Source organism: Modestobacter sp. L9-4 (assembly GCF_019112525.1).
Taxonomy (GTDB): Bacteria; Actinomycetota; Actinomycetes; order Mycobacteriales; family Geodermatophilaceae; genus Modestobacter.
In genome coordinates this window covers 3,901,830-3,923,460 of record NZ_CP077800.1, presented here as the reverse complement: position 1 = coordinate 3,923,460, position 21,631 = coordinate 3,901,830, and the positions used below count along the sequence as shown (strand labels likewise).

Annotated in this window: 21 protein-coding genes; 10 read left to right on the top strand and 11 right to left on the bottom strand. The window is 77.0% G+C overall.

The genetic code is table 11. From position 1 onward, the window contains the following. Positions 1-39: 39 nt before the first annotated feature. The 5 genes from dinB to KUM42_RS20350 all read right to left on the bottom strand — a co-directional run bounded on the left by dinB (position 40) and on the right by KUM42_RS20350 (position 4,481). Entirely contained in the window at positions 40-1,266 is a 1,227-nt protein-coding gene (gene dinB / locus KUM42_RS18610) for a DNA polymerase IV (protein WP_237494004.1), read from the bottom strand. A gap of 128 nt (positions 1,267-1,394) precedes the next feature. Next, the gene (locus tag KUM42_RS18605; RefSeq protein ID WP_237494003.1) at positions 1,395-2,132 is read right to left on the bottom strand and encodes a glycosyltransferase family 2 protein; all 738 of its coding nucleotides are present in this window, start codon (positions 2,130-2,132) and stop codon (positions 1,395-1,397) included. Then, a complete protein-coding gene (locus KUM42_RS18600) occupies positions 2,129-2,743 on the bottom strand; it encodes a class I SAM-dependent methyltransferase (protein WP_237494002.1) in 615 nt (204 codons plus the stop codon). The genes KUM42_RS18605 and KUM42_RS18600 overlap by 4 nt, the downstream gene beginning before the upstream one ends. Continuing rightward, positions 2,740-3,483, bottom strand: coding sequence for a PIG-L deacetylase family protein (locus tag KUM42_RS18595; RefSeq protein ID WP_237496704.1), 744 nt, complete (start codon positions 3,481-3,483; stop codon positions 2,740-2,742). The genes KUM42_RS18600 and KUM42_RS18595 overlap by 4 nt, the downstream gene beginning before the upstream one ends. Beyond that, on the bottom strand, positions 3,480-4,481 hold the full coding sequence (locus KUM42_RS20350; RefSeq protein WP_304610716.1) for an acyl-CoA dehydrogenase family protein: 1,002 nt from the start codon (positions 4,479-4,481) through the stop codon (positions 3,480-3,482). The genes KUM42_RS18595 and KUM42_RS20350 overlap by 4 nt, the downstream gene beginning before the upstream one ends. 138 nt (positions 4,482-4,619) lie before the next feature. On the opposite strand from KUM42_RS20350, the gene KUM42_RS18585 reads away from it, so the two are divergent. Genes KUM42_RS18585 through KUM42_RS18575 form a run of 3 tightly spaced genes read left to right on the top strand, consistent with a single transcriptional unit; the run spans position 4,620 to position 7,301 of the window. Continuing rightward, entirely contained in the window at positions 4,620-4,991 is a 372-nt protein-coding gene (locus tag KUM42_RS18585) for a hypothetical protein (RefSeq protein WP_237494001.1), read from the top strand. 2 nt (positions 4,992-4,993) lie between these two features. After that, positions 4,994-6,322 (top strand): cupin domain-containing protein, encoded by a 1,329-nt coding sequence (locus KUM42_RS18580; protein ID WP_237494000.1) that lies wholly within the window; start codon positions 4,994-4,996, stop codon positions 6,320-6,322. Next, positions 6,291-7,301 carry a sucrase ferredoxin gene (locus tag KUM42_RS18575; RefSeq protein ID WP_370629321.1) on the top strand — a complete coding sequence of 337 codons (1,011 nt, stop codon included), beginning with the start codon at positions 6,291-6,293 and terminating at the stop codon, positions 7,299-7,301. Before KUM42_RS18580 ends, KUM42_RS18575 begins: the two co-directional genes overlap by 32 nt. A gap of 1 nt (position 7,302) precedes the next feature. Here the strand turns inward: KUM42_RS18575 and KUM42_RS18570 are convergent, their stop codons facing one another. The 5 genes from KUM42_RS18570 to KUM42_RS18550 all read right to left on the bottom strand — a co-directional run bounded on the left by KUM42_RS18570 (position 7,303) and on the right by KUM42_RS18550 (position 14,060). Further along, entirely contained in the window at positions 7,303-8,511 is a 1,209-nt protein-coding gene (locus KUM42_RS18570; protein WP_237493998.1) for an alkaline phosphatase family protein, read from the bottom strand. Beyond that, on the bottom strand, positions 8,508-9,242 hold the full coding sequence (locus tag KUM42_RS18565) for a bifunctional 2-polyprenyl-6-hydroxyphenol methylase/3-demethylubiquinol 3-O-methyltransferase UbiG (protein ID WP_237493997.1): 735 nt from the start codon (positions 9,240-9,242) through the stop codon (positions 8,508-8,510). The genes KUM42_RS18570 and KUM42_RS18565 overlap by 4 nt, the downstream gene beginning before the upstream one ends. A 212-nt stretch (positions 9,243-9,454) precedes the next feature. Continuing rightward, positions 9,455-13,240, bottom strand: coding sequence for a DNA polymerase III subunit alpha (locus KUM42_RS18560; RefSeq protein ID WP_237493996.1), 3,786 nt, complete (start codon positions 13,238-13,240; stop codon positions 9,455-9,457). Beyond that, positions 13,237-13,737, bottom strand: coding sequence for an SAV_6107 family HEPN domain-containing protein (locus tag KUM42_RS18555; protein WP_237493995.1), 501 nt, complete (start codon positions 13,735-13,737; stop codon positions 13,237-13,239). Before KUM42_RS18555 ends, KUM42_RS18560 begins: the two co-directional genes overlap by 4 nt. Beyond that, on the bottom strand, positions 13,737-14,060 hold the full coding sequence (locus KUM42_RS18550) for a DUF6504 family protein (RefSeq protein ID WP_237493994.1): 324 nt from the start codon (positions 14,058-14,060) through the stop codon (positions 13,737-13,739). The genes KUM42_RS18555 and KUM42_RS18550 overlap by 1 nt, the downstream gene beginning before the upstream one ends. Positions 14,061-14,327: 267 nt before the next feature. Here KUM42_RS18550 and KUM42_RS18545 point away from each other — a divergent pair, with 267 nt between their 5' ends. The 7 genes from KUM42_RS18545 to KUM42_RS18515 all read left to right on the top strand — a co-directional run bounded on the left by KUM42_RS18545 (position 14,328) and on the right by KUM42_RS18515 (position 21,169). Continuing rightward, a complete protein-coding gene (locus tag KUM42_RS18545; protein ID WP_237493993.1) occupies positions 14,328-15,674 on the top strand; it encodes an MFS transporter in 1,347 nt (448 codons plus the stop codon). 49 nt (positions 15,675-15,723) lie between these two features. Further along, positions 15,724-16,269, top strand: a complete 546-nt coding sequence (locus KUM42_RS18540) for a GNAT family N-acetyltransferase (protein ID WP_237493992.1) — start codon at positions 15,724-15,726, stop codon at positions 16,267-16,269. 149 nt (positions 16,270-16,418) lie between these two features. After that, positions 16,419-16,943 carry a YbaK/EbsC family protein gene (locus KUM42_RS18535; protein ID WP_237493991.1) on the top strand — a complete coding sequence of 175 codons (525 nt, stop codon included), beginning with the start codon at positions 16,419-16,421 and terminating at the stop codon, positions 16,941-16,943. After that, positions 16,940-17,533, top strand: coding sequence for an N-acetyltransferase (locus KUM42_RS18530; protein WP_237493990.1), 594 nt, complete (start codon positions 16,940-16,942; stop codon positions 17,531-17,533). The genes KUM42_RS18535 and KUM42_RS18530 overlap by 4 nt, the downstream gene beginning before the upstream one ends. Before the next feature lie 95 nt (positions 17,534-17,628). After that, positions 17,629-19,233 (top strand): NAD(P)/FAD-dependent oxidoreductase, encoded by a 1,605-nt coding sequence (locus tag KUM42_RS18525; protein WP_237493989.1) that lies wholly within the window; start codon positions 17,629-17,631, stop codon positions 19,231-19,233. Next, entirely contained in the window at positions 19,230-20,054 is an 825-nt protein-coding gene (locus KUM42_RS18520; RefSeq protein WP_237493988.1) for a carotenoid biosynthesis protein, read from the top strand. Before KUM42_RS18525 ends, KUM42_RS18520 begins: the two co-directional genes overlap by 4 nt. Continuing rightward, on the top strand, positions 20,051-21,169 hold the full coding sequence (locus KUM42_RS18515; RefSeq protein ID WP_237493987.1) for a glycosyltransferase family 2 protein: 1,119 nt from the start codon (positions 20,051-20,053) through the stop codon (positions 21,167-21,169). The genes KUM42_RS18520 and KUM42_RS18515 overlap by 4 nt, the downstream gene beginning before the upstream one ends. Here KUM42_RS18515 and KUM42_RS18510 read toward each other — a convergent pair. Next, entirely contained in the window at positions 21,163-21,585 is a 423-nt protein-coding gene (locus KUM42_RS18510) for a hypothetical protein (protein ID WP_237493986.1), read from the bottom strand. The genes KUM42_RS18515 and KUM42_RS18510 overlap by 7 nt on opposite strands. Positions 21,586-21,631: the final 46 nt, after the last annotated feature.

The following is a 21,631-nucleotide window of genomic DNA, read 5'->3' as shown; positions in this document are numbered from 1 at the left end:
CCGAGCCGGGAACTCGCCCCCGACCGGGGTGCGCAGGGGTCAACGCCCTGCTCCGGGGCGGGGTGGGCGGCCGGTGCCGGGGGTGCGCCCGCGGCCGAGCAGGGTGGCCGGGCGGACGGCACCGGCCCCGAAGCGCCGGGCGGCGGCGTCGGCGGCGAGCTCGGCGTCCCGTCGGCCGTGCTCGCGGGCGCCGAGCTCCAGCTGGCGAGCCGTGGCGTCGGCCTCGACCAGCCCCTCGGCCCGCACCCCCACCAGCCGGATGCGGGCGCGGTCCAGGCCGAGGGCGTCGAACAGCGCGCGGGCGGTGTCGTAGAGCTCCTGACCGACGTCGGTGGGCACCTTCAGGGTGCGCGAGCGGGTGATCGTGGTGAAGTCGGCGAAGCGCACCTTGATGCTCACCGTGCGGGTCAGGTGGCCGGTGGAGCGCAGCCGCCCCGCCGTGCGCTCGGCCAGGTGCAGCAGCTCGCGGTGGATCACCTGCGGGTCGTCGACGTCGGTGCCGAAGGTCTCCTCCGCCCCGGTCGAGCGGTCCGGCTCGTTCGGCACCACCCGCCGCGGGTCCCGGCCCCAGGACAGCTCGTGCAGGTGCGCCCCGGCGGCGGCGCCCACCGCGCGCTGCAGGGTGCGGGCCGGGACGTGCGCCAGGTCGCCGACGGTGCGCAGCCCCAGCCGCAGCAGCACCTCCTCGGTCTTGGCGCCCACGCCCCACAGCGCACCGACCGGCAGCGGGTGCAGGAAGTCCATGACCTCGGCCGGGCGCACCACCAGCAGCCCGTCGGGCTTGGAGCGGGTGGAGGCGAGCTTGGCGACGAACTTGGTGCCGGCGACACCGACCGAGCAGGTGATGCCCTGCTCGTCGAACACCCGGGCCCGGATGTGCTCGCCGATGGCCACCGGGTCGCCCAGCCGCCGGCCGGAGCCGGAGACGTCGAGGAACGCCTCGTCCAGGCTCAGCGGCTCCACCAGCGGGGTGATCGTGCGGAACAGCGCCATCACCGACCGGGAGACCTCGGTGTAGAGCGCGAGGTCGCCGGGGAGCACGGTGGCCGTCGGGCACAGCCGCAGGGCCCGGGAGGTCGGCATGGCGCTGTGCACCCCGTACGCGCGGGCCTCGTAGGTGGCCGAGGTGACCACGCCCCGGTTGCCCACCCCGCCGACGATGACCGGCGTGCCGGCCAGCTCGGGGTGGCGGCGCACCTCGACGCTGGCGAAGAACGCGTCCATGTCGACGTGCAGCACCGTGCAGCCGGCAGCGCGATCGGACACCGGACACCCCTCTCCCGCCGCACCGGCTTCCCCCGGCGCAGCCCCGCTCCCCGTGCCGGCTTCCCCCGGCACGTCCCCTCGTCCCCGACCGTCCCCACGGTCGAACACGTGTTCGAGAGGCTAGCGGGTCAGCTCGACCCGAACTGCACCGACAGGCGCTGCAGGTCGGTGCCGAGACCACCTCGTGACCGGGCCACCCGGCGGGAGGAGGTCAGCACCGGCGCCAGCGGGCTGCGCAGCACGCTCGCCCCGGCGAGGACCAGGGCGTCGACCAGGCCGTGGTCCTCGCTGACGGTCAGCGGCGGGAAGCCACCGGCCCGGGAGTAGGCGCTGCCGCGCACACCGAGGTTGGCGCCGTGCACGTGCGGGTGCACCGCACCCGCACCGCCGTCCCGCCACGCGTCGTAGGCGGCGTCGTAGGCGGCCACCGCCGCGGGGGCCAGGCCGGTCCAGTCGTCGATGGTGACGGTCCCGACGAAGGCGTCGACGCCGGAGGCGGCCGCCGTCCGGTGCACCGCGAGCCAGTCGGCGGGCACCCGGCTGTCGGCGTCGGTGCAGGCCAGCCAGACCTGGTCGGCGGGCACCCAGGCCCGGCCGGCGGCGGCCAGCAGCCAGCGCGCGCCGCGGTGCCGGGCCTGCCCGACGTTGCCGGCCGCGTCGTGGCCCTCCAGCACGGTCACCCCGGCCGCCCGGGCCACCTCGACCGTGCCGTCGGTGCAGCCGTCGGCGACCACCACGACCTCCACCGCCGTGCCCGACAGCTCCGGCGCGCGGGCCGCGGTGGCCAGCGCGGCCAGGCAGGCGGGCAGCAGCTCGGCCTCGTCGCGGGCGGGCACCACCACACCGAGCAGGTCGACCCCGCTCACCAGAGGTCCTCCGCGGCGGCCACCGAGGCCGCCCGGACGTCGTCGGTGTCCGCGGCGACCCAGCAGTCCAGCAGCAGGTCCGGCTCGGTGTGCACTGCGACCCGCGGCCAGGGCAGCGCCGCGCGCAGCGCCTCGTGCACCGCGTCGCCGGTCTGCGGGTAGTCGGCCACCGGGTGCCGCCAGTGCACGGCCAGCAGCGTGCCGCCGGGCCGCACGGCGGTGCGCACCTGGGCCAGGAAGGTCTGCAGGTCGGCGGCGTCGAGGTAGTAGAGGACCTCCGAGAGCACCAGCAGGTCGACGGCGGGCAGCGGTGCGTCCGGGACGGTGGCCTGCTCGACCCGCACGTGGGCCTCCCCGGCGACCCGGGCGGTGGCGCGCTCGACGGCGGCGGCGCTGGCGTCCCAGCCGGTGAGCCGGTCGCAGCGGGCGGCCAGCCGGGCGGTCAGCTCACCGACCGAGCAGCCGACCTCCAGCCCGTCGCCGTACCGCTCCCGTGGGAGCACCGCGGTGGTGAGGGCGTACTTGCGCCGCTCGTACCAGCGGGTGCGCATCGACCAGGGGTCCTCGGCCGCGGCGTACACGGCGTCGAAGTAGGACGGCGGCAGGCTCATCGCAGGAGCACCTCACGGTCGCGGTCGAAGTGGGCCAGCACGTCGGGTGACAGCACCGCCCGGTCGGCGTCGGCCGGGCCCAGCGGGGCGACCTGGGTGACGAACCGGGCCACCGCGGCCCGCTTGGCGGCGCGCACGTCCGGCGGCAGGTCGACCCGGTGCGCGGTGTGCCAGGGCACCCGGGGGTCGTCGGGGGCGGCCCAGTGCCAGGTCCACACCGGGTACTGCCAGACCGGCACGCCGAGGGCCGCTCCCGCCGCGACCGCCGCTCGGCCCACGGCCTCGTGGTCGGGGTGCGCGTCCCCGGTCCACGGCGCCAGGACCGCGTCGCACCCGGTCACCACGGCGGTGAGCCGGTCGGTGAGCTCGTCCTCGCAGTCGGCCAGCCCGGAGTCCGGCAGCCCCAGCCGGGTCGCCGGCGCCCGCACGCCCAGCTCGGCCAGCGCGGCGTCGGTCTCGGCGACCCGGGCCGCGGCCAGCCCGGCCGGGGTGAGCACCGTGCTGCCGGGGTGGCTGCCCTCGCCGTCGGTGGCCGCCACCAGGTGCAGGTGCACACCGGCCGCGGCCAGCAGGGCCATGACCCCGCCCGCGCCGAGCACCTCGTCGTCGGGGTGGGCGGCGCACACCGCCACCCGGGTCCAGGCGGGGTCCGGCGTCCAGGCCGGCCAGTCCTGCTGCGGCAGCCAGCCGGCCCAGGCGGTCTCGGCGGTGCCGGGGGCGGCTATCCGGTCCTCGGTCACCGGGCGGCCCGCTCGCGCACCAGGGCGCCGTGGGCGGCCAGGTCGCGCTCGCCGTGGTGCTGGCGCAGGTAGACGGTCAGGTCCGCGACCCGGGCGGCGTGGGCGGCGTCGTGGGCCAGCGGACCGGCGCCGAGCGTCCGCCCGACGACGCCGAGCACCTCGTCGCCGGTGCGGGCGGCCAGCGCCCGCACCCGCTGGGCCCGCAGCTGCGCCGTCCCGGCGGTGTCCCGCGGGTCGGCGTCCACCTCGGCGGCGGCGGTCTGCAGGGCGGCGTCCAGCCCGGCGAGCAGGACGTCGACCGCGCCCACGGCGGCGTCGCGCAGCGGGTCGGGCCCGCGCTCGACGGCGGTGCGCAGCAGGGTCGCGGCCACGCCCCGGGCGCCCCCGGCCCAGACGGCGGCGACCCCGATGCCGCCGTGCCAGAACCCGGGGCGGTCCAGGTAGGCCCGGGGTGCGCCGACCGGGACCACCGGGACGTCGGTGAGGTGGACGTCGGCGGTGTCGCTGCCGGCCATGCCGGCGTTGGCCCACGGCGAGCTGTCGACCCGCACGCCGACCCGGTCCAGGTCCAGGAGGAACAGCCGCCGGCCGTCCTCGGCGGTGGCGGTGACCAGCGCGGCGGTGAGCACGCCCGCACCGGAGCACCACTGCTTGCGGCCGGACAGCCGCCACCCCGCGGCCGTGCGGGTCGCGGTCACCCGGCCCTGCGGTGGTTCGGCCGCCCACACGCCGAGCCGGGCGCCGGCGGCCGGCTCGGGGCCGCCGACCTCGGCGAGGACGGCGAGGGCGTCGGCGTGGCCCTCGGCCAGCCGGGCGAGCGGGAGGTCGCGCTCCCCCAGGCCCATCAGGGCGCGCCAGCGCTCGAGGGTGGCGCCGGAACCGGGCAGCGGGAGGGACCAACCGGTGCGCAACAGCTCGCGGAAGTCGGCCGAGGCACGCCGGACGGCGTCCTCTCCCGGGTCCCGGCGCTGCTCACCGGTGTCCAGCGTGATGGACATCGATCCCGACCCTGCCACAACCGGTCGTGCACGACCGGTCCACAGGTGACCGGATGTGTGCCGGGTGGATCACTGCGGTAGGAAGTGCCCGACGGCCGCCTCCCGGCGACCGCCACCAGCGACGAGCGGAGCAGCCCCATGGCTTTCGACGACGACGACATGACCAGCGCCGAGGGCCCGGCCGACTCCGGTGCCGGCGAGGGCACCCCGGGTCAGCACGACGGCGGTGCCGACGGTGGCGCCGAGGGCCCGGCCGACTCCGGTGCCGGTGCCGGCACCCCCGGCCAGCACGACGGCGGCGCCGACGGTGGCGCCGAGGGCCCGGACGACTCGGGCGCCGGCGGCGGCTTCCCCGGCCAGCAGGACGGCGGCGCGGACGGCGCTGCCGACGGTGGCGCTGACGGCGGTGCCGACGGCGGTGCCGACGGTGGCGCCGAGGGCCCGGCCGACTCCGGTGCCGGCGGCGGCACCCCCGGCCAGCACGACGGCGGCGCGGACGGCTCGGCCTGACCGTGCCCGACCCTGATCTGCAGGACCGGGCGCCGTCCTCCTCCGAGGACGGCGCCCGTCCGGCGCTGCGCCGCTGCATCCGCGTCGACCCGCAGGTCTTCGCCGACGAGCACTGGTCCCGCACCCCGTTGCTGTCCACCGCCGCAGAGCTGGGCGGCACCTTCACCGACCTGCTGGACCTGGACGCCGTCGACGAGCTGCTGAGCACCCGCGGGCTGCGCACGCCCTTCCTGCGGATCGCCAAGGACGGCGCGGTCGTCGACCCCAAGCGGTTCACCAGCCCGCAGGGCGCCGGTGCCGAGGTGGCCGACCAGGTGTCCTCCGACGCGGTGCTCCGGCTCTTCGCCGAGGGCAGCACCGTGGTCCTGCAGGGCCTGCACCGGCTGTGGCCGCCGCTGATCGCCTTCGCCAACCAGCTCGCCGCCGACCTCGGGCACCCCACGCAGGTCAACGCCTACGTCACCCCGCCGTCCTCGCGCGGGTTCTCCCCGCACTACGACGTGCACGACGTGTTCGTGCTGCAGGTCGCCGGGGAGAAGCACTGGACCATCCACGAGCCGGTGCTCACCGACCCGCTGCGCACCCACCCCTGGACCGACCGCCCCGACGAGGTCGCCGCCGCAGCACGGCGCCCGCCGGTGATCGACACGGTGCTGCGCCCCGGGGACGCCCTCTACCTGCCGCGCGGCTACATCCACTCCGCGGTCGCGCTCGGTGAGATCAGCGCGCACCTGACCATCGGCGTGCACCCGGTCACCCGCTGGGGCGCGGTCGAGTCGGCGTTGGACCTGGTGCGCGTGCTCGCCGCCGAGGACCCGGCGCTGCGCAGCTCCCTGCCGCTGGGCGTCGACCTGGCCGACCCCTCGGCCACCACCGAGGACGTCGCCGCGGTGCTCACCGGCCTGCAGCGCTGGATCGCCGACGTCGACCCGGCCGCGGTCGCCGACTCCCTGCGTTCGCGCGCCTGGGCGCAGGTGCGCCCGGCTCCGGTCTCGCCGTTGGCCCAGTCCACCGCGATCGCCGCCCTGGACGCCGGCACCGTGCTGCAGGTGCGGCCGCTGCTGCGGGCCCAGCTGCGCGAGCCGGTCGGTGAGCGGGTGGCCCTGGTGGCCGGTCGCCGCACCCACGACCTCCCGGCCGACACCCGTCCGGCGCTGGCCGCCCTGCTGTCCGCCGGTGAGCTGCGGGTGGGCGACCTGCCCGGTCTGGACGCCGCCGGCCAGCTCACGCTGGCCCGCCGGCTGGTCACCCAGTCGATCGCGATCGTCCCCGACGCCCGCTCCGGCGGGACGGCGCATCATGGGGACAGTGACGACCGCACCGGAGCCTGAGACCACGGGCGTCGACCCCCAGTTCTGCCAGGACACCGGCGAGCCGGTCCCGCCGCGCTCGACCCCGGCGGGCCGGCTCGACGAGGCGCGCTGCTCGGTGCAGGCGCTGGTGCGTGGCGACTCACCGGTGGCCACCGCTCCCCCGGCGCGGCGCTGGCTGCTGGTGGAGCAGCCCGGGCCGTGGGGGCGCGACGCCCTGCTGGAGTCCCGTTTCGACCGGGCCGTGGCCTCCCGGCTGGCCACCCGCGCCCGGGAGCTGGGCATGCGGATCCAGATGGTGCGGCGCCCCGGTGAGCGGCTGGCGGACTCCGGCATGCGCTGGGCCGTCGCCGACACCACCCCCGGGGTGGAGACCGTGCACTGGTCGACCCGCAGCTCCGACGCCGAGCTGCTGCAGCTGCCCTGGGACGGTTCGGTCGGGGAGGCCAGCACGCTGCCCACCTACCTGGTCTGCACGCACGGGGCGCACGACGCGTGCTGCGCGGTGCGCGGCCGGCCGCTGGCCCGGGCGTTGCCGCTGAGCGGGGCGGCGGTCGACGTCTGGGAGACCAGCCACCTGGGCGGGGACCGGTTCGCCGCCAACGTCGTCGTCCTGCCGTGGGGGTACGTCTACGGCCAGGTGCCGGCCGACGGCGCCGGGCTGGTCGCCGCGCACGCCGCCGGGGAGGTCGCACTGCCGTGGCTGCGCGGCAAGGCCGGGCTGACGCCCGCGGCGCAGGCCGCCCAGCAGCACGCCCGCGAGGAGTTGGGGCTACTGGGAGTCGGGGACCTGCCGCCCCGCGGGGTGCGCACCCTGGAGTCCTCCGCCGCCGGGGTCGAGTGCTTCGAGGTGACGATGACCGGGCCGGACGGCGACGTCGTGGTCACCGTGGAGAGCCGGCTGTCCGACGTCGCCCAGCGGCTCACCTGCGCCGCGGTCCGGCCCGGCCGCTGGCGCACCTGGCACCCGCAGTCCCTGCAGGTCACCGCCCGCGCCTGAGTCAGCGCAGCGCGCGGCCGCGGGCGACCAGCAGCGGGATCTCCAGCTCGGCCGGGGTGAGCGAGCCGTGGAAGGCGCGCAGCTGGGCGCCGTGCGGCTCGGCGTCCAGGTCGAGGAGCGCCCAGCTGCCGCGGGCCAGTGCGAGGACGTCGCCCACCCGGTCGGCCAGGCCTGCGTCGACGTCGCCGAACAGCCCGGCCGCGAACGCCTCGGCCCGGCTCACCACCCACGCGCGGTCACCGAGCACCGCACGCCAGGTGGCCAGCACGTCGTCGGCGGCACCGGGCTCGGCGTGCACGTAGCGGGCCCGTGGCTCGCCGGTGAGCAGCCGGACGGCGGCGCCGAGCTCGGCGACCGTGCCGGTGTCCAGCCGCGTGTCGTCGGGGACGTCGACCATCCCGTGGTCGGCGGTGACCAGCAGTGCGGCGTCCTCGGGCAGGCCGGCGACGAGCTGCTCGACGAGCCGGTCGACCTGGCCGAGCTGGGCGCGCCAGGCGGCCGAGTCGACGCCGCGGACGTGCCCGGTGAGGTCGAGGTCGGCGGTGTAGCCGTAGACCAGGCTGCGCCCGCCCTCGACCAGCCCGGTCAGCATCCCGGCGACCAGGTCACCGCCGCTGAACGCCGGCACGTACGCAGCGCCGCGGTAGGCGGCGCGGGTGAGCCCGGACCCGGCGAAGGTGTGCGGTGCGACCACGCGGCAGGTCACGCCCGCGGCGGCGGCCTGCTCGAAGACGGTGGGCCGAGCCTGCCACTGCTGCGGGTCGGGGTCGTCCCGCCACTGCACGTGGTTGAGCCTGCGGCCGGTGCCGGGCACCTCGGTGACGAAGCCGAGCACCCCGTGGCTGCCCGGCGGCAGGCCGGTGCCCAGCGTGGTGAGGCTGACCGGGGTGGTGCTCGGGAACGGCGCGGACAGCACGCCGGCCGGGGTGTCCAGCGCGGTGAGCACCGGCGCCTCACCGGGGTGGGCGGCGACCAGTTGCGCGCCGAGCCCGTCGACCAGCAGGACGGCGACCCGGCGGGCCCCGGTGAGCGCGGTGACCAGGTCGAGCGGGTCGGCTGGGAGGTCACCTCGGGCGACCGGCACGCCCAGGGCGGCGGCGACGCCGGGCAGGACGTCGGCGAGGGTGGCCGCGCCGTAGGCCGGGACGGCGAACCCGGCCGGGAGGAGGGCCCCGCCGTCCGCGAGCTCGGGACGGGGCCGGGACGTCACGGTCGCGTGGCCAGCACGTGCAGACCGGTGGCGACGTCCCGGTAGGGCGAGGCCTCGGCCAGTGCCAGCTCGAGGGCGCGCAGCGCGGCCTGGTCGGCGCCGGAGGAGGCACCGAGCAGGTCGGCGACCACCGACACCCCGCGCCACTCACCCGGCTCGAGCCCGGCAGCGGCGAGCAGGGAGAGCAGCTCCTCGGGGCTGAACCGCCGGCGGGCCGGGCCGGAGCGGGCGGGAGCCGGGTCGCGGTCGGTGAGCAGCGCGCGGGCCTCCACCGGGTGGCCGCCGACGGCGCGGGCCAGGACGGCGCCGGCCCGGTTGGCCGAGGCGATCGACAGCCGGCCGCCCGGGCGGAGGACCCCGGCGATCTGGGTCAGCGTGCTGGCCGGGTCGTCGACCACCTCGAGCACGAAGTGGCACAGCACCAGGTCGAAGAGGTCGCCCTCGGGCAGCGCGGTGAGCATCCGGTCGCCGTCGCCCTGGATGCCGCGCACCTGGTCGCCGGCGCCGGCAGCCGCAGCCCGGCGGTGCAGCGTGGCCAGGGCGTCGGCGCTGGGGTCGACGACGGTCAGCTGGTGGCCGAGCTGGGCCAGCGGGACGGCGAACATGCCGCTGCCCCCGCCCAGGTCGAGCACCCGCAGGGGTGGGCCGGCGGTGACCAGCGGGTCGAGGGCGGCCCAGATCGCCGCCGTCCGGGCCGGAGCCTGCGCCGCGACGGCGGGAGGGGTCGACACCCCGCGGAGCCTAGTGCCGCCCGCGGTGCGCCCCCAGCCGAACCCGGCGAGCAGCTGCGCCGGGCCCGGCGGCGGGCACGCCTGCGCCCGTACGGCCCTGCACCCGCACAGCCCTGCACCCCCACGGCCCGCACCACCACGGCCCGCACCCCAACGGCCTGCACCCCCACGGCCCAGGAGTCGCCGGGTCCTGGGCCGTGGGGGTGCAGAGCTCAGTGGCCGGAGCTGCCGGGGCTGGAGTGCCAGAGCTTGCGCGGGGGTTCGGCCGCCGCGCGGCGGATCGCGGTCGCGGCGTCGTCGCCGGCGGGCTTGATGTCGGCGTAGGGCGACATGCGGAAGCCGGTCGGGTGGACGAGCACCGGCCGGACCACCACCGGCCGGGGCCCGTAGGAGGCCGCCGCCCCGCTGATCGCCTGCTCGGTGTACTCCCCCGGTGTGGCCATCAGCTCCGCGACCGCGGCCATGCCGCCGGCCTCCCACGCCTCGTGCAGCGCCGGCAGCTCCCAGGCGCCGGTGGCCCGCATCGAGACCCCGCGCGGCCCGGTGCGGCGCATCACCCCGCGGACCACCAGCAGCCAGGAGTGGAAGACGGTCGAGGCGTAGGGGCCCTGCACGTCCTCGAAGAAGGTCGAGTCCGCACACCCGGTGCCGTCGTCGAGGGTCACGAACACCACCCGTTTCCCGGACCGGATCGGCGGGGTCTGGGTGGCCACCTTCACCCCGGCCACCAGCACCTCCGCACCACTCCGGCACTGCAGCAGGTCGGCGGCCGGCACCGCACCGAGCGCGGCCAGGAACGGCCGGTAGAACTCGATGACGTGCCGGCTGGCGTCGAGCCCCAGCACCTCCAGCTCGGCGCGCACCCGTTCGGCGTCGGTGAACTCCGGCAGCCCGGAGCTGACGAACTCCGGCTGGCCGGTGTCCTCCCCGGCCTCGCCGACGTCGAACAGCCCGGGTTCGGCACCGCTGTCGGCGCCGAACAGGTCCAGTCCCAGCTGGCCGGTGCTGCTGGCCCTCGCCCCGCTGCGGCTCCACCGGTCGAGCTCGCCGATCTGCAGCAGCAGGTCGCGCCGGGTGAGCTGCTCGCGGCGCCGGGCCGGCCGCCCGCCCTCGCTGTCGCGCACCCCGAACCCGTAGATCGAGTCGAACCCGCCGGCCAGCACCAGCCGCTCCACCACCGGCCGGGACACCTTCGCCCGGTTCCAGAAGTCGGTGAGGGACCGGTAGGGCTGCCCCTCGACGATCCGGGCGAGCTCCTCGTCGTTGATCCCCTTCACGTCGGCCAGCGACAGCCGGATGCCGTACCGCCCGGGCTCGGGCATCGCCGCGGGCATCCACGGCGGCCGGGGCACGAGCTCCACCCCGCCGTCCTCGTCGGGCTCCGGGTCGGGGTCGGCCGGTCCGTCGTGGGCACCGCCGCCGTCGACCCGTTCGATCCGGTAGCTGCCGGCCGAGGCGTTCACGTCCAGCCCCAGCACGGCCACGCCGAAGTTGCGGGCGTCGTCGAGGATCAGCCGCTTGGGGTACATGCCCGGGTCGTGGGTGAGCACCCCGGCGAGGAACGCCGCCGTGTGGTGGGTCTTGAGCCAGGCCGACTGGTAGGTGGGCAGCGCGAAGGCCGCGGCGTGGGCCTTGCAGAAGCCGAACGAGCCGAAGGCGACCAGCACCTCCCACACCTTCTCGACCACCTCGACGTCGTAGCCCTCCTCCAGCGCCCGGGGGGCGAACCACGCCTTGACCTCGGCGTGGGCGTCCTTCTCCCCGAGCGCACGGCGCACCTCGTCAGCGCTGGCCAGGTCGCAGCCGGTCATCACCGACACGATCTGCAGCACCTGCTCGTGGAAGACCACCACCCCGGCGGTCTCCTCCAGCGCCGGCTGCAGCGCCGGGTGCAGGTAGACCGGGTCGCGCCAGCCGTTCCGGGCCATCAGGAACGGGGTGACCATGTCGCTCTTCACCGGCCCCGGGCGGAACAGCGAGATGTCGACGATGAGGTCCTCGAAGGTCTGCGGACCGAACTTGCCGACCAGCTCCCGCTGCCCCGGTGACTCGATCTGGAACATGCCCAGCGTGCGGGTGCTGCGGATCAGCTCGAAGGTGGTCGGGTCGTCGCGCGGCACCTCGTCGATGACGAGCTCCTCGCCGTCGACGCGCGCCACCTCGTCCATGGCGTGGGCGATCGCCGACTGCATCCGGATGCCGAGCAGGTCGAGCTTGAGCAGCCCCAGCTCCTCGACGTCGTCCTTGTCGAACTGGCTCATCGGGTAGCCCAGGTAGCTGCTCTCGACCGGCGTGCGGTCCAGCAGCGTCGCGTCGGACAGCAGCACCCCGCACGGGTGCAGCGCGATGTGCCGGGGCAGCCCGTCGAGCCGGGCGACCAGGTCGAACATCAGGTCGAGGTCACCGTTGCCGCCACCCCGCTTGGAGCCCATCCGGCTGGCCCGCAGCTCCGGCAGGTCGCGCAGCGCGGCGTGCACCTGGTTGGCCCGGATGTGCGGGAACGCCTTGGCCACCGCGTCGACCTCGGCCGGCGGCAGCCCGAGCGCGGCACCGACGTCGCGGATGGCGTGCCGCACCCGGTAGGTGTCCATCATCGAGATGCAGCTGACCCGGTGCGCCCCGAAGCGGTCGATCACCGCGTCGTAGACCTCCATCCGCCGGGCGGACTCCACGTCGATGTCGATGTCGGGCAGCTGGTGGCGCAGCGGGGAGAGGAAGCGCTCCATCAGCAGGCCGTAGCGGATCGGGTCGACGTCGGAGATGCCCAGCAGGTAGGTGACCAGGCTGCCGGCGCCCGAGCCGCGGGCCGCGGCCCGCACCCGCAGCTCCTTGATCAGGGCGACGACGTCGGCGACGGTGAGGAAGTAGGACGGGTAGCCCAGCTGCTCGATCACCCCCAGCTCGGACTCCAGCCGCTCGCGCACCGCACCCGAGGGGGTCATCCCCCGCCGGCCGAAGCCGGCCTCGCACCGGGCCCGCAGCACCTGTGCGGGGCCCATGCCGCGCTCGGCGGCGGTGGTGACCACGTCGAGCTCGGGGTAGCGCACGGTGCCGATGCCGAGGTCCTCGCGGACGTCGACGGCGCACTGCTCGGCGATCCGGGCGGTGGTCTCCATCAGCCGCAGGGCGACGTCGCGGTCGGGGCCGGCGATGTCCTCGGCGACCTCGGCCATCTCCTTGCCCGACTTCAGGTGGCCCTCGGCGGTGCGCCGGTCGACGTGCCGCTCCCCCAGCGGCACCAGCCGGCGGGCGGCGTCGAGGACGTCGGCGGTGGGCGCGTCGAAGGCGTCGACGTAGCGGACCGCGTTGGTGAGCACCGCCGGCACACCGGCCTCGGTGGCCAGCGCCAACAGCGCCTGCGCGCGGGAGCGGTCGCCCTGCCCGCGGTGGTGCACGATCTCGACCACCAGCTGGCCGGGGCCGAACACCGACCGCCAGGCGGCCAGCCGGGCCCGGGCGAGGTCGGCGCGACCGTCGGCCAGTGCCCGGCCGACCGAGGAGCCGGGCCCGAGCACCGCCAGCAGGCCGGTGGCGTGCTCCCCGGCCAGGGTCAGCGAGCTGACCGGCTCACCGCGGGTGCCGGCGAGGTGGGTGGCGCTGGTCAGCCGGCACAGCGACCGCCAGCCGGCGCCGTCCTTGGCGAGGAAGGTGACCCGGGGCAGCCGCGGGTCGACGCTGGCCCCGCCGCGCGCCGGCGCCCGGCGGCCGGCCGGGTGGCGGGCGCGGTGCAGGTCGGCGGCGCGGGTGCGCCCGGACTCACCGGGCTCGCCGCCGGCCACCGGGTCGACGGCCAGGTCGACGCCGAACAGCGGGCGGATGCCCGCCGAGCGGGCGGCGAGGGCGAACTTGACCGCCCCGTAGAGGCCGTCGCGGTCGGTGAGCGCCAGGGCCCCCATGCCGTGGTCGACCGCCCGGGTGACCAGGTCGGCCGGGTGGTTGGCGCCGTGCCGCATCGAGTAGCCCGAGGCGACGTGCAGGTGGACGAAGGGGTCACTCACGACGCGGAGGGCCGGCGACGGCCGCCGTCCATCGACCGCAGGCGCACCGGCGCCGGGGGCGGCGCCGGCCGGCTGATCGTCGTCTCCACGACACCGAGGAAGGTGCGCACGTCGCGGACCAGGTCGTCGGCCTCCCGCTCGGTGACCGCGTGCGTCAGCCCCGCCTCCGCAGCGGCCCGCTTGGCCGCCCCGGCGGCGAAGAACGCCGCCCACTCGCCCAGCTCGGGGGCGACCTGGCTGATCAGCACCCAGGCGCTGCGGGGGCGGCGCCGGCCGGCGTCGGCGTCGGGCTGGGTGCGGGCGGCCAGCACCGCGGCGGCGGCGCGCAGCGCGGCCAGGTGCGCGGTGGCGTACCGCCAGCCGGCGTCGGGGCTGCCGGTCGCCTCGGCCAGCCCGCGGTGGGCCTGGCCGAGCAGCTGGGCGGCGGCCGAGGGCAGGGCCGGGGGCAACGGGATCTCCTCCTGCTCGGGGGCGGGCAGGACCCGGGCGGCGCCCATCAGTCGTGCGCCCGGACGAGCAGCCACTGGCCGGCCGTCGGCTCCCAGGACAGGTCGAACACCCCGGCGGAGCTCATCCGCGAGCGCCCGGCCCGCGAGGCCTCGACCCGCCAGACCTGCCGGGTGGCGACCAGGTCGAGCGACGCGCCCCGGCCGGCGGGGTCGGGCTGCCACCAGGGGGCGGTCTCCACCCACGAGTCGAGCAGCTCCCCCACCACGTAGCGGGTCTCGCCGCGCCAGAACTGGGCCGGCCCCGTCGACCCCTGCTCGACCTGCACCTCTTCACCGACGCGGCCACCGGCCCCGACGAGCACTCGGCTCATGACAGACTCCCCAACTCCTCGCCCCACCGACCGGCCCACACCCCGGCCCGGCGGGGAAGCGCATGCGGGGAAGGCATGACGGCCCGGGCCGGTGAGCGGACCCACCGGTGTTCGAACACGTGTTCGAACACGTCGAGTAGACCGGAGACGGGTCTCGGACGTCAAGCCGACACGGCCGTGTCCACGACCGTGTCATTACAGCCACTGCACCGACGGTCGACACCAACTCGTTTGCGCCGCGCGCCCGCACCGGTGTCGACTGGACCGGTGCCCGCCCTGCCCCGTGCGCTGACGCCCCTCCGGCGCCCGGCCTACCGCTGGCTGGCCGTCTCGCTGGTGCTGACGCTGACCTCCTCGGGCCTGTACCTGCTGGCCGTGGTCTGGCAGGTGATCGAGCTCGGTGGCGGTCCGGCGGCGCTGTCCCTGGTCAGCGCGGGCACGGCCGTGGGCATGCTGCTGACCACGCTGCTCGGTGGCGCCCTCGCCGACCGGGTGCCGCAACGGCGCCTGCTGCTGGTCGTCGCCGCCGCCGAGCTGGGCGCGACCGGCGTGGTCGCCGCGCTCTCGCTGGCCGGGCTGCTCCAGCTGTGGCACCTGGTGGTGGCCTCGCTGCTCATCGGCCTGGCCCAGGGGCTGTACTACCCGGCCTACTCGGCGTTGGTGCCCGCACTGCTGCCCGCCGACGAGCTGCTGGCCGCCAACGGGCTGGAGGGGGTGCTCCGGCCGCTGCTCACGCAGGCCGCCGGCCCGGCCGCGGCCGGGGCGATCGTCGCGGCCGCCTCCCCCGGCGCGGCCCTGCTCGTCACCGCGGTGGCCGCGCTGGGAGCGGTCCTGGCGCTGCTGCGGCTGCCGGCCACGCCGGTGCGCCGCGACCTGGACGCCGAGGCCGCGGCTGCCGGCGGACCGGCCCGCCACCCGGTCGCCGCACTGCTGCACGACGTCCGGGCCGGCTTCTCCTACATGGTCGCCACCCCGTGGCTGCTCGCCACGCTGGTGTTCGCCTCGCTGATGGTGCTCGTCGTGCTCGGCCCGCTGGAGGTGCTGACCCCCTTCGCGCTGCGCGAGCAGACCGGCGGCGGGCCCTCGGAGCACTCGCTGGTCCTGGCCTCGTTCGGGATCGCCGGGGCGGTGGGGTCCCTCGCCGTCGCCTCCCGGCCGCTGCCGCGCCGCTACCTGACGGTGATGATCATGCTGTGGGGCGCGGGGTGCCTCCCGCTGGCGGTCTTCGGCGTGGCCACCGAGCTGTGGCTGTTCGTGCTCGCCGCCGCCGTCGCCGGGGCGGCCTTCCAGGGCGCCACCGTCATCTGGGGCACCCTGCTGCAGCGCCGCGTGCCCCCGGCGATGCTCGGCCGGGTGTCCAGCCTGGACTTCTTCGTCTCGCTGGCCTTCCTGCCGGTCTCGATGGCGCTGGCCGGTCCGGTGAGCGGGGTGATCGGGGTCCCGGCCACCTTCGCCCTGGCCGGCCTGGTGCCCCCGCTGCTCGCCGTGGCCGCGATCGTGGCGGCCCGGCTGCGCGCCGACGAGGTCGCCCACCCGCTCGACACCACCACTCCCCCGGTCGCCGACGCCGACCCGGTGCCCGTCCTCGACCACCGCGGAGCCGGCACACCGTGAGCCCGGTCCTCCGACTCGGGACGAGCGGTGACCCGGTGCACGATGAGCCGTGGCCGACACGCTGCGGGGAGCACTCCCCACCGAGCTGACCGACGGCCGGGCCGACCTGCGCCTGATGACGCCGGGCGACTGGCCGGTGGAGGTGGCGCTGTCCGCCGTGCCCGACGTGGTGCGCTGGACGAGGTACCCACCCGACCTGGACGAGACCGGCGCCCGCGCGCGCATCGAGACCAGGACCCGGGGAGCCGCGGCCGGTACCGGCGGCCGCTACGTCGTGCGCGACCCCACCGGCCTCGTCGCCGGTACCGCGGGCATCGCCATGAACGGTCAGCGCGACCCCGAGGTCTTCTACGCCCTGCTCCCCGCGGGGCGGGGACGCGGACTCGCCACGGCCGCGACCCGTCAGCTGACCCGCTGGGCGCTCGACGTCGGCCACGACCGCGTGGTGCTCAAGACGATCCTGGGCAACACGGCCAGCGAGGCGGTCGCGCGTCGCTCGGGCTTCACGCCGGCGGGGGTGGAGACGGCGACCGTCCGGGACGCCGAGGTGCAGCTCCGGCGGTGGCAGCACCTGTCCGGCACTGCTGTGCCCTGACCCCGGCCCTCCGAGCACGTCACCGGCGGCGTGGGACGGCGGGTGGACGGCCCGGGACGGCCGCACCACCGCCCGCTGCCGCCGGGCGCGGTGCCGCCGGCCGGTGCCGGGTGCGGCGGGCGACGCCGGCCGGTGGCAGGATCGCGCGCATGACCTCAGCGGAGATCCCGCAGCACCCCCGGGTCGCCGAGGTCGTGCAGCTGCTGCGCGCCGCCGGCGTCCCCGGTGAGGTGCGCGTGCTGCCCGACAGCGCCCGAACGGCCGCCGAGGCCGCCGCCGGGCTCGGCGTGCCGGTCGGCGCCATCGCCAACAGCCTCGTGTTCGACGTGGGCGGCCAGCCGCTGCTGGTCCTGACCAGCGGCGCGCACCGGGTGTCCGAGCCGCAGGTGGCCGAGCTGCTGGGCGTCCCGGCCGTCGTCCGGGCCACCCCGGAGTTCGTCCGGGAGCACACCGGGCAGGCCATCGGCGGTGTCGCCCCGATCGGGCACCCCGAGCCGATCGGCACCCTGGTCGACGTCGAGCTGGCCCGGCACGAGCAGGTGTGGGCCGCCGCCGGGCACCCGCACACCGTCTTCCCCACCAGCTACGCCGAGCTGCTGCAGCTGACCGAGGGCACCCCCGCCGAGGTCGGCCCGGGCCCGTCCGCCGAGCTCGCCACGGCGGGTGCCCGGTGACCGGCACGACCCCGGCCACCCGGGTCGCCGAGCTGCCCACGCCCTGGATGCGCGAGCACCTGCACGAGGCGCTGGCGATCTACGGCGCGGCCATGGGCTACGGCGACTCCGTCGTCGCCGGCCGCTACGGCTACGCCGTCCAGCACACCGAGCGGAACGGCTTCCGCGCGGTCGGTGCCTTCGTCGAGGCTCCCCGGGGGGACGGCACGGCGGGCGAGGAGCTGGTCGGCTTCGGCTACGGCTACCTCGTCGCCCCCGGACAGTGGTGGCACGACCAGGTGCGCAACGCCCTGGACCGGCGCACGGCCAAGCAGTGGCTGCCCGGCGCGTTCGAGGTCTGCGAGCTGCACGTGCACCCCGACCACCAGAGCCGCGGGCTGGGCCGCCAGCTGCTGCACGCGCTGGTCGCCGGCACCGCCGCACCGGTGGCCCTGCTGAGCACCCCGGACACCGACACGAAGGCCTTCCGGCTCTACCACGCCGACGGCTTCGTCGACCTGGCCCGGGGCTACCACTTCCCGGGCGACTCCCGCCCGTTCGCCATCCTGGGTGCCCGGCTGCCGCTGGCCCCGTCTGCTCCGGAGGACTGATCGCCGTTCCCAGCTCGCCGCAGGACACCGCCGTCCCCGCGCCTCCCGCCGACACCGCCGTCGACGCCGTCGTCATCGGCTCCGGCCACAACGGCATGGTCGCCGCCTGCCACCTGGCGAAGGCCGGCCTGCGCGTGGAGGTGGTCGAGTCCGACGACGTCCTCGGCGGCGCGGTCTCCACGGTGGAGCGGTGGCCCGGCGTCCGGGTCGACCGGGGCTCCAGCGCACACGTGATCATCCGGCACAGCGGCGTGGTCGAGGAGCTGGACCTCGAGCGGTTCGGGCTGCGCTACATCGACTGCGACCCGTGGGCCTTCGCCCCCGCCCCGGTGCCCGGCGACCCCGGCCCCGACGGGCAGCCGCTGGTGTTCTCCGTCGACCTCGACGCCACCTGCGCCTCCATCGCCGCGGCCTGCGGTGACGCCGACGCCGCCGCCTACCGCCGGTTCGTGCAGGTGTGGGGCCCGCGCAGCGCCGCCGTCGTCAAGGCCTTCGGCGACCGGCCGGGCGCGGTGCAGCTGGTGCGCCACCTGTGGCCGGTGGGTGCACCCCGCCGCGGCCAGCCGCGCACCCCGGGCGGGGAGATCGCGACCGACTTCATCGGCTCCGGCGACGCCCTGCTCGACCGCTGGTTCACCAGCGAGCGGCTCAAGGCCGCCCTGGCCTGGTTCGGCGCCCAGTCCGGCCCGCCGATGTCCGAGCCCGGCACCGCCGCGATGGTCGGCTGGGTGGCGCTGCTGCACGACGTCCCGCCCGGCCACCCGGTGGGCGGATCCGGCGGGCTCACCCAGGCGCTGGCCGCCCGGCTGGCCGCCGACGGCGGCCGGGTCACCCTCGGCGACGGCGCGGCCCGGCTGCTGGTCGAGGGCCCGGACGGCGCCCGGCGGGTGACCGGCGTGCAGACGGTGTCCGGCCGGCGGGTCACCGCCCCGGTGGTCGTGGCCGCCTGCCACGTGCTGGCCACCAGGGCCCTCGCCGGTGACGACGCCCCGCCGGCGCTGGCCGACGCCGACCCGCCGCTGGGCAACGGGTTCGGCCTGGTGCTGCGCTGCCAGACGAACGCCCTGCCCGACTACCCCGGGGTCGGCGACGAGGCCCTGCAGGGGCTGCAGCTGCTGTGCACCGACCGCGCCCAGCTGGCCCGGGCGCACGGCGACTACCTGGCCGGGGAGCTCCCCCGCGAGCCGGTGCCGCTGGCGATGTCGTTCTCCGCGAGCGACCCGACGCTGGCCCCCGACGGCCAGCACGTTGTCACCATCTGGGGGCAGTGGTACCCCTACGCCCTCGCCGACGGCGGCAACTGGGACGACCTGGCCGAGACCGCCGCCCAGCAGCTGCTCGCCGCGGTCGACCGCTACGCCCCCGGCTTCTCCGACTCGGTGCAGCAGCTGTACGTGCAGACCCCGCTGAAGCTGGAGCAGGAACTGTCGCTGCTGCGTGGCAACGTCATGCACGTGGAGATGAGCCTGGCCAGCATGTTCGGCTTCCGCCCCACCCCGGCGCTGTCCGGTCACCGGGTGCCGGGCCTGGCCGGGCTCTACCTGACCGGCGCCTCCACCCACCCCGGCGGCGGGGTGTCGGGCAACTCCGGGCGCACCGCCGCGCGGATCGTGCTGGCCGACCGCCGCCCCGCGGCGCGGCTGCGCGCCGGACTCCGGGCGGGGGTCGGGAGCCGGCTGGCGGCCAGGGCGGCTCGGTGACCGCCACCGCCGTCCCGGGGCGCACCCGGGCGACCCCGGGCTGGCTGCCCCTGGCGCTCACCGTGGCGCTGCTGGCGACCGCGATCGCCTACCCGCTGTCCGGCGGCTCGGCCCGCACCGCCATCAGCTGGGTGATCGTGCTGCTGGGCTCGGCGGCGGCGATCAGCCACGCGTGGGTGGGCCGCGGCGCGCGCACCGGCCTCGGGGTCCTGGTGCTCGTCGCCGTGGTCGCCGTCGGGTTCGAGGCGCTGGGCCTGTCCACCGGCTTCCCCTACGGCAGCTACACCTACAGCGACGTGCTGGGCCCGACGCTGTTCGGCGTCCCGTTCCTGGTGCCGCTGGCCTGGCTGATGATGGCCTGGCCGAGCTGGGTGCTCGCCCGGCGGCTGGCCCCGCGGTCGCGTCCGTGGCGGGTGCTGGTGGCCGCCTACGTCTTCGCCGCCTGGGACGTCGTGCTCGACCCGCAGCTGGTGCAGGCCGGCTTCTGGCGCTGGGCGCACCCGGCACCGGGGCTGCCCGGCATCGACACGGTGCCGCTGACGAACCTGGGTGGCTGGCTGCTCGCCGGCCTGGTGCTGATGACGCTGCTCGACCTGCTCGTGGCACGCACCGCGACACCGCCGCGGACCGGCGACACCGCTCCGCTGCTCACCCTGGCCTGGATGGTGCTCGGCGGCGCGCTGGCCCACGCCGTGTGGCTCGACCTGCCCGGCTCGGCCGTCTGGGGCCTCGTCCTGGCGCTGCCGGTGGTCCTCGCCCTCGTCCGGCAGACCCTCGTCCGGCAGACCCTCGCGCGGCACGAGCCGGCCCGCCGGACGTGAGGCGCGCCGCCCACCGGGTCGTGCAGGGCTGCGCCGGTCTGTCGGTGCTCGCCGCGGTGCACGCCGCGGTCAACACCGCGCTGCTGCGCCGCCCGCCGGCCGCGCCCCCGGCGGTCGACCGGCCGGTCACCGTGGTGGTTCCGGCCCGCGACGAGGCCGACCAGATCGCCGGCTGTCTGGACGCGGTGCTCGACCAGCGCGGCGTCCCGCACCTGCAGGTGGTGGTCGTCGACGACGGCTCGACCGACGGCACGCCGGAGCGGGTCCCGGCCGACCCGCGGGTGCGGCTGCTCACCGCCCGGCCACCGGCGCCGGGGTGGCTGGGCAAGCCGAACGCCTGTGCCCAGGGCGCCGCCGCGGCCGGCGACGCCGACCTGCTGGTCTTCCTCGACGCCGACGTGCGGCTGATGCCCGACGCCGTGGCCGCCGCCGTGGCCGTGCTCGACGACGCCGGCCTGGACCTGGTCTCCCCTTGGCCGAGGCAGCTCACCGGCTCGGCGGCCGAGCGGCTGGTGCAGCCGCTGCAGCAGTGGCTGTGGGCCACGCTGCTGCCGCTGCGGCTGGCCGAGCGCTCGCCGCGGCCCTCGCTCGCGGCCGCCAACGGGCAGTTCCTCGTGGTGCGGCGGGCGGCGTACGAGCGGGCCGGGGGCCACGCGGCGGTGCGCGGCGAGGTGATCGAGGACATCGCCCTGCTCCGGGCGGTCAAGGCCGCCGGCGGGCGCGGGGTGGTGGTCGACGGGTCGACGCTGGCCACGTGCCGGATGTACGACGGCTGGCCGGCCTTGCGCGAGGGCTACACGAAGTCGTTGTGGTCGGCCCTCGGCGGCCGGCCCACCGCCTCGGCCGCGGCTGCGGCGGCGCTGGGCGCGGTCTGGCTCGTCCCGCCGCTCGCGGCGCTGACCGGGTCGCGGGCCGGGCTGGCCGGGTACGCGGCCGGCGTGGTCAACCGGGCCGTCGTCGCGGCCGGCACCGGGAGCAGGGTCTGGCCCGACGCGCTGGCCCACCCGGTGTCGGTGGCGCTGCTGGACGTGCTGGTGGCCCGCTCGCTGCGCGCGCACCGGCGCGGTGAGCTGCGGTGGCGGGGCCGCACGCTGGTACCCGGGGCCGGTCAGTAGCCGGAGAACCCGCGGAACACCCCGTCGTCCCCGACCCGGTCGGTGAACTCCGCCCAGCCCATGCCGGCCAGCGACAGGTCGTCGGCCACCTCCAGCACCTGGGCCGACGGCACCCGGAAGGACTCCTCCGGGGCGCCGCTGCCGCGCACCGCCAGCACGGGCAGCTCCGGGTGCTGCAGCGTCGTCGCGTCCGCCACGAAGAGGACGGCCACGCGGTCCTGCGCCGGCCCGGCAGCGAGCAGGTCCGCCACCTCCGCGCCGTCGAAGGCGGGGTCGTCGACGACCTCGAGCCCGGACGGGGAGCCCTCGCGGCTGTGCGTCGTCACCGCGGTGCGCAGCGCGGTCCACGCCGCCTCGTCGGAGAAGTCCGTACGGACGAGCAAGGTGGTCCCGGACGCCGATCGCAGTGTCTGCACCGCGACACCGTAGGCGCCGTGACCCGACCCGCCCCGCCCGACCGGG

Coding starts and splice junctions, on each gene's coding strand:
- KUM42_RS18600 (WP_237494002.1), bottom strand. CDS start 2,743: ATGAGCCTGCCGCCGTCCTACTTCGACGCCGTGTACGCCGCGGCCGAG.
- KUM42_RS20350 (WP_304610716.1), bottom strand. CDS start 4,481: ATGTCCATCACGCTGGACACCGGTGAGCAGCGCCGGGACCCGGGAGAG.
- KUM42_RS18525 (WP_237493989.1), top strand. CDS start 17,629: ATGGTCGCCGCCTGCCACCTGGCGAAGGCCGGCCTGCGCGTGGAGGTG.
- KUM42_RS18555 (WP_237493995.1), bottom strand. CDS start 13,737: ATGGGCGCCGCCCGGGTCCTGCCCGCCCCCGAGCAGGAGGAGATCCCG.
- KUM42_RS18585 (WP_237494001.1), top strand. CDS start 4,620: ATGGCTTTCGACGACGACGACATGACCAGCGCCGAGGGCCCGGCCGAC.
- KUM42_RS18535 (WP_237493991.1), top strand. CDS start 16,419: ATGACCTCAGCGGAGATCCCGCAGCACCCCCGGGTCGCCGAGGTCGTG.
- KUM42_RS18575 (WP_370629321.1), top strand. CDS start 6,291: ATGGGGACAGTGACGACCGCACCGGAGCCTGAGACCACGGGCGTCGAC.
- KUM42_RS18550 (WP_237493994.1), bottom strand. CDS start 14,060: ATGAGCCGAGTGCTCGTCGGGGCCGGTGGCCGCGTCGGTGAAGAGGTG.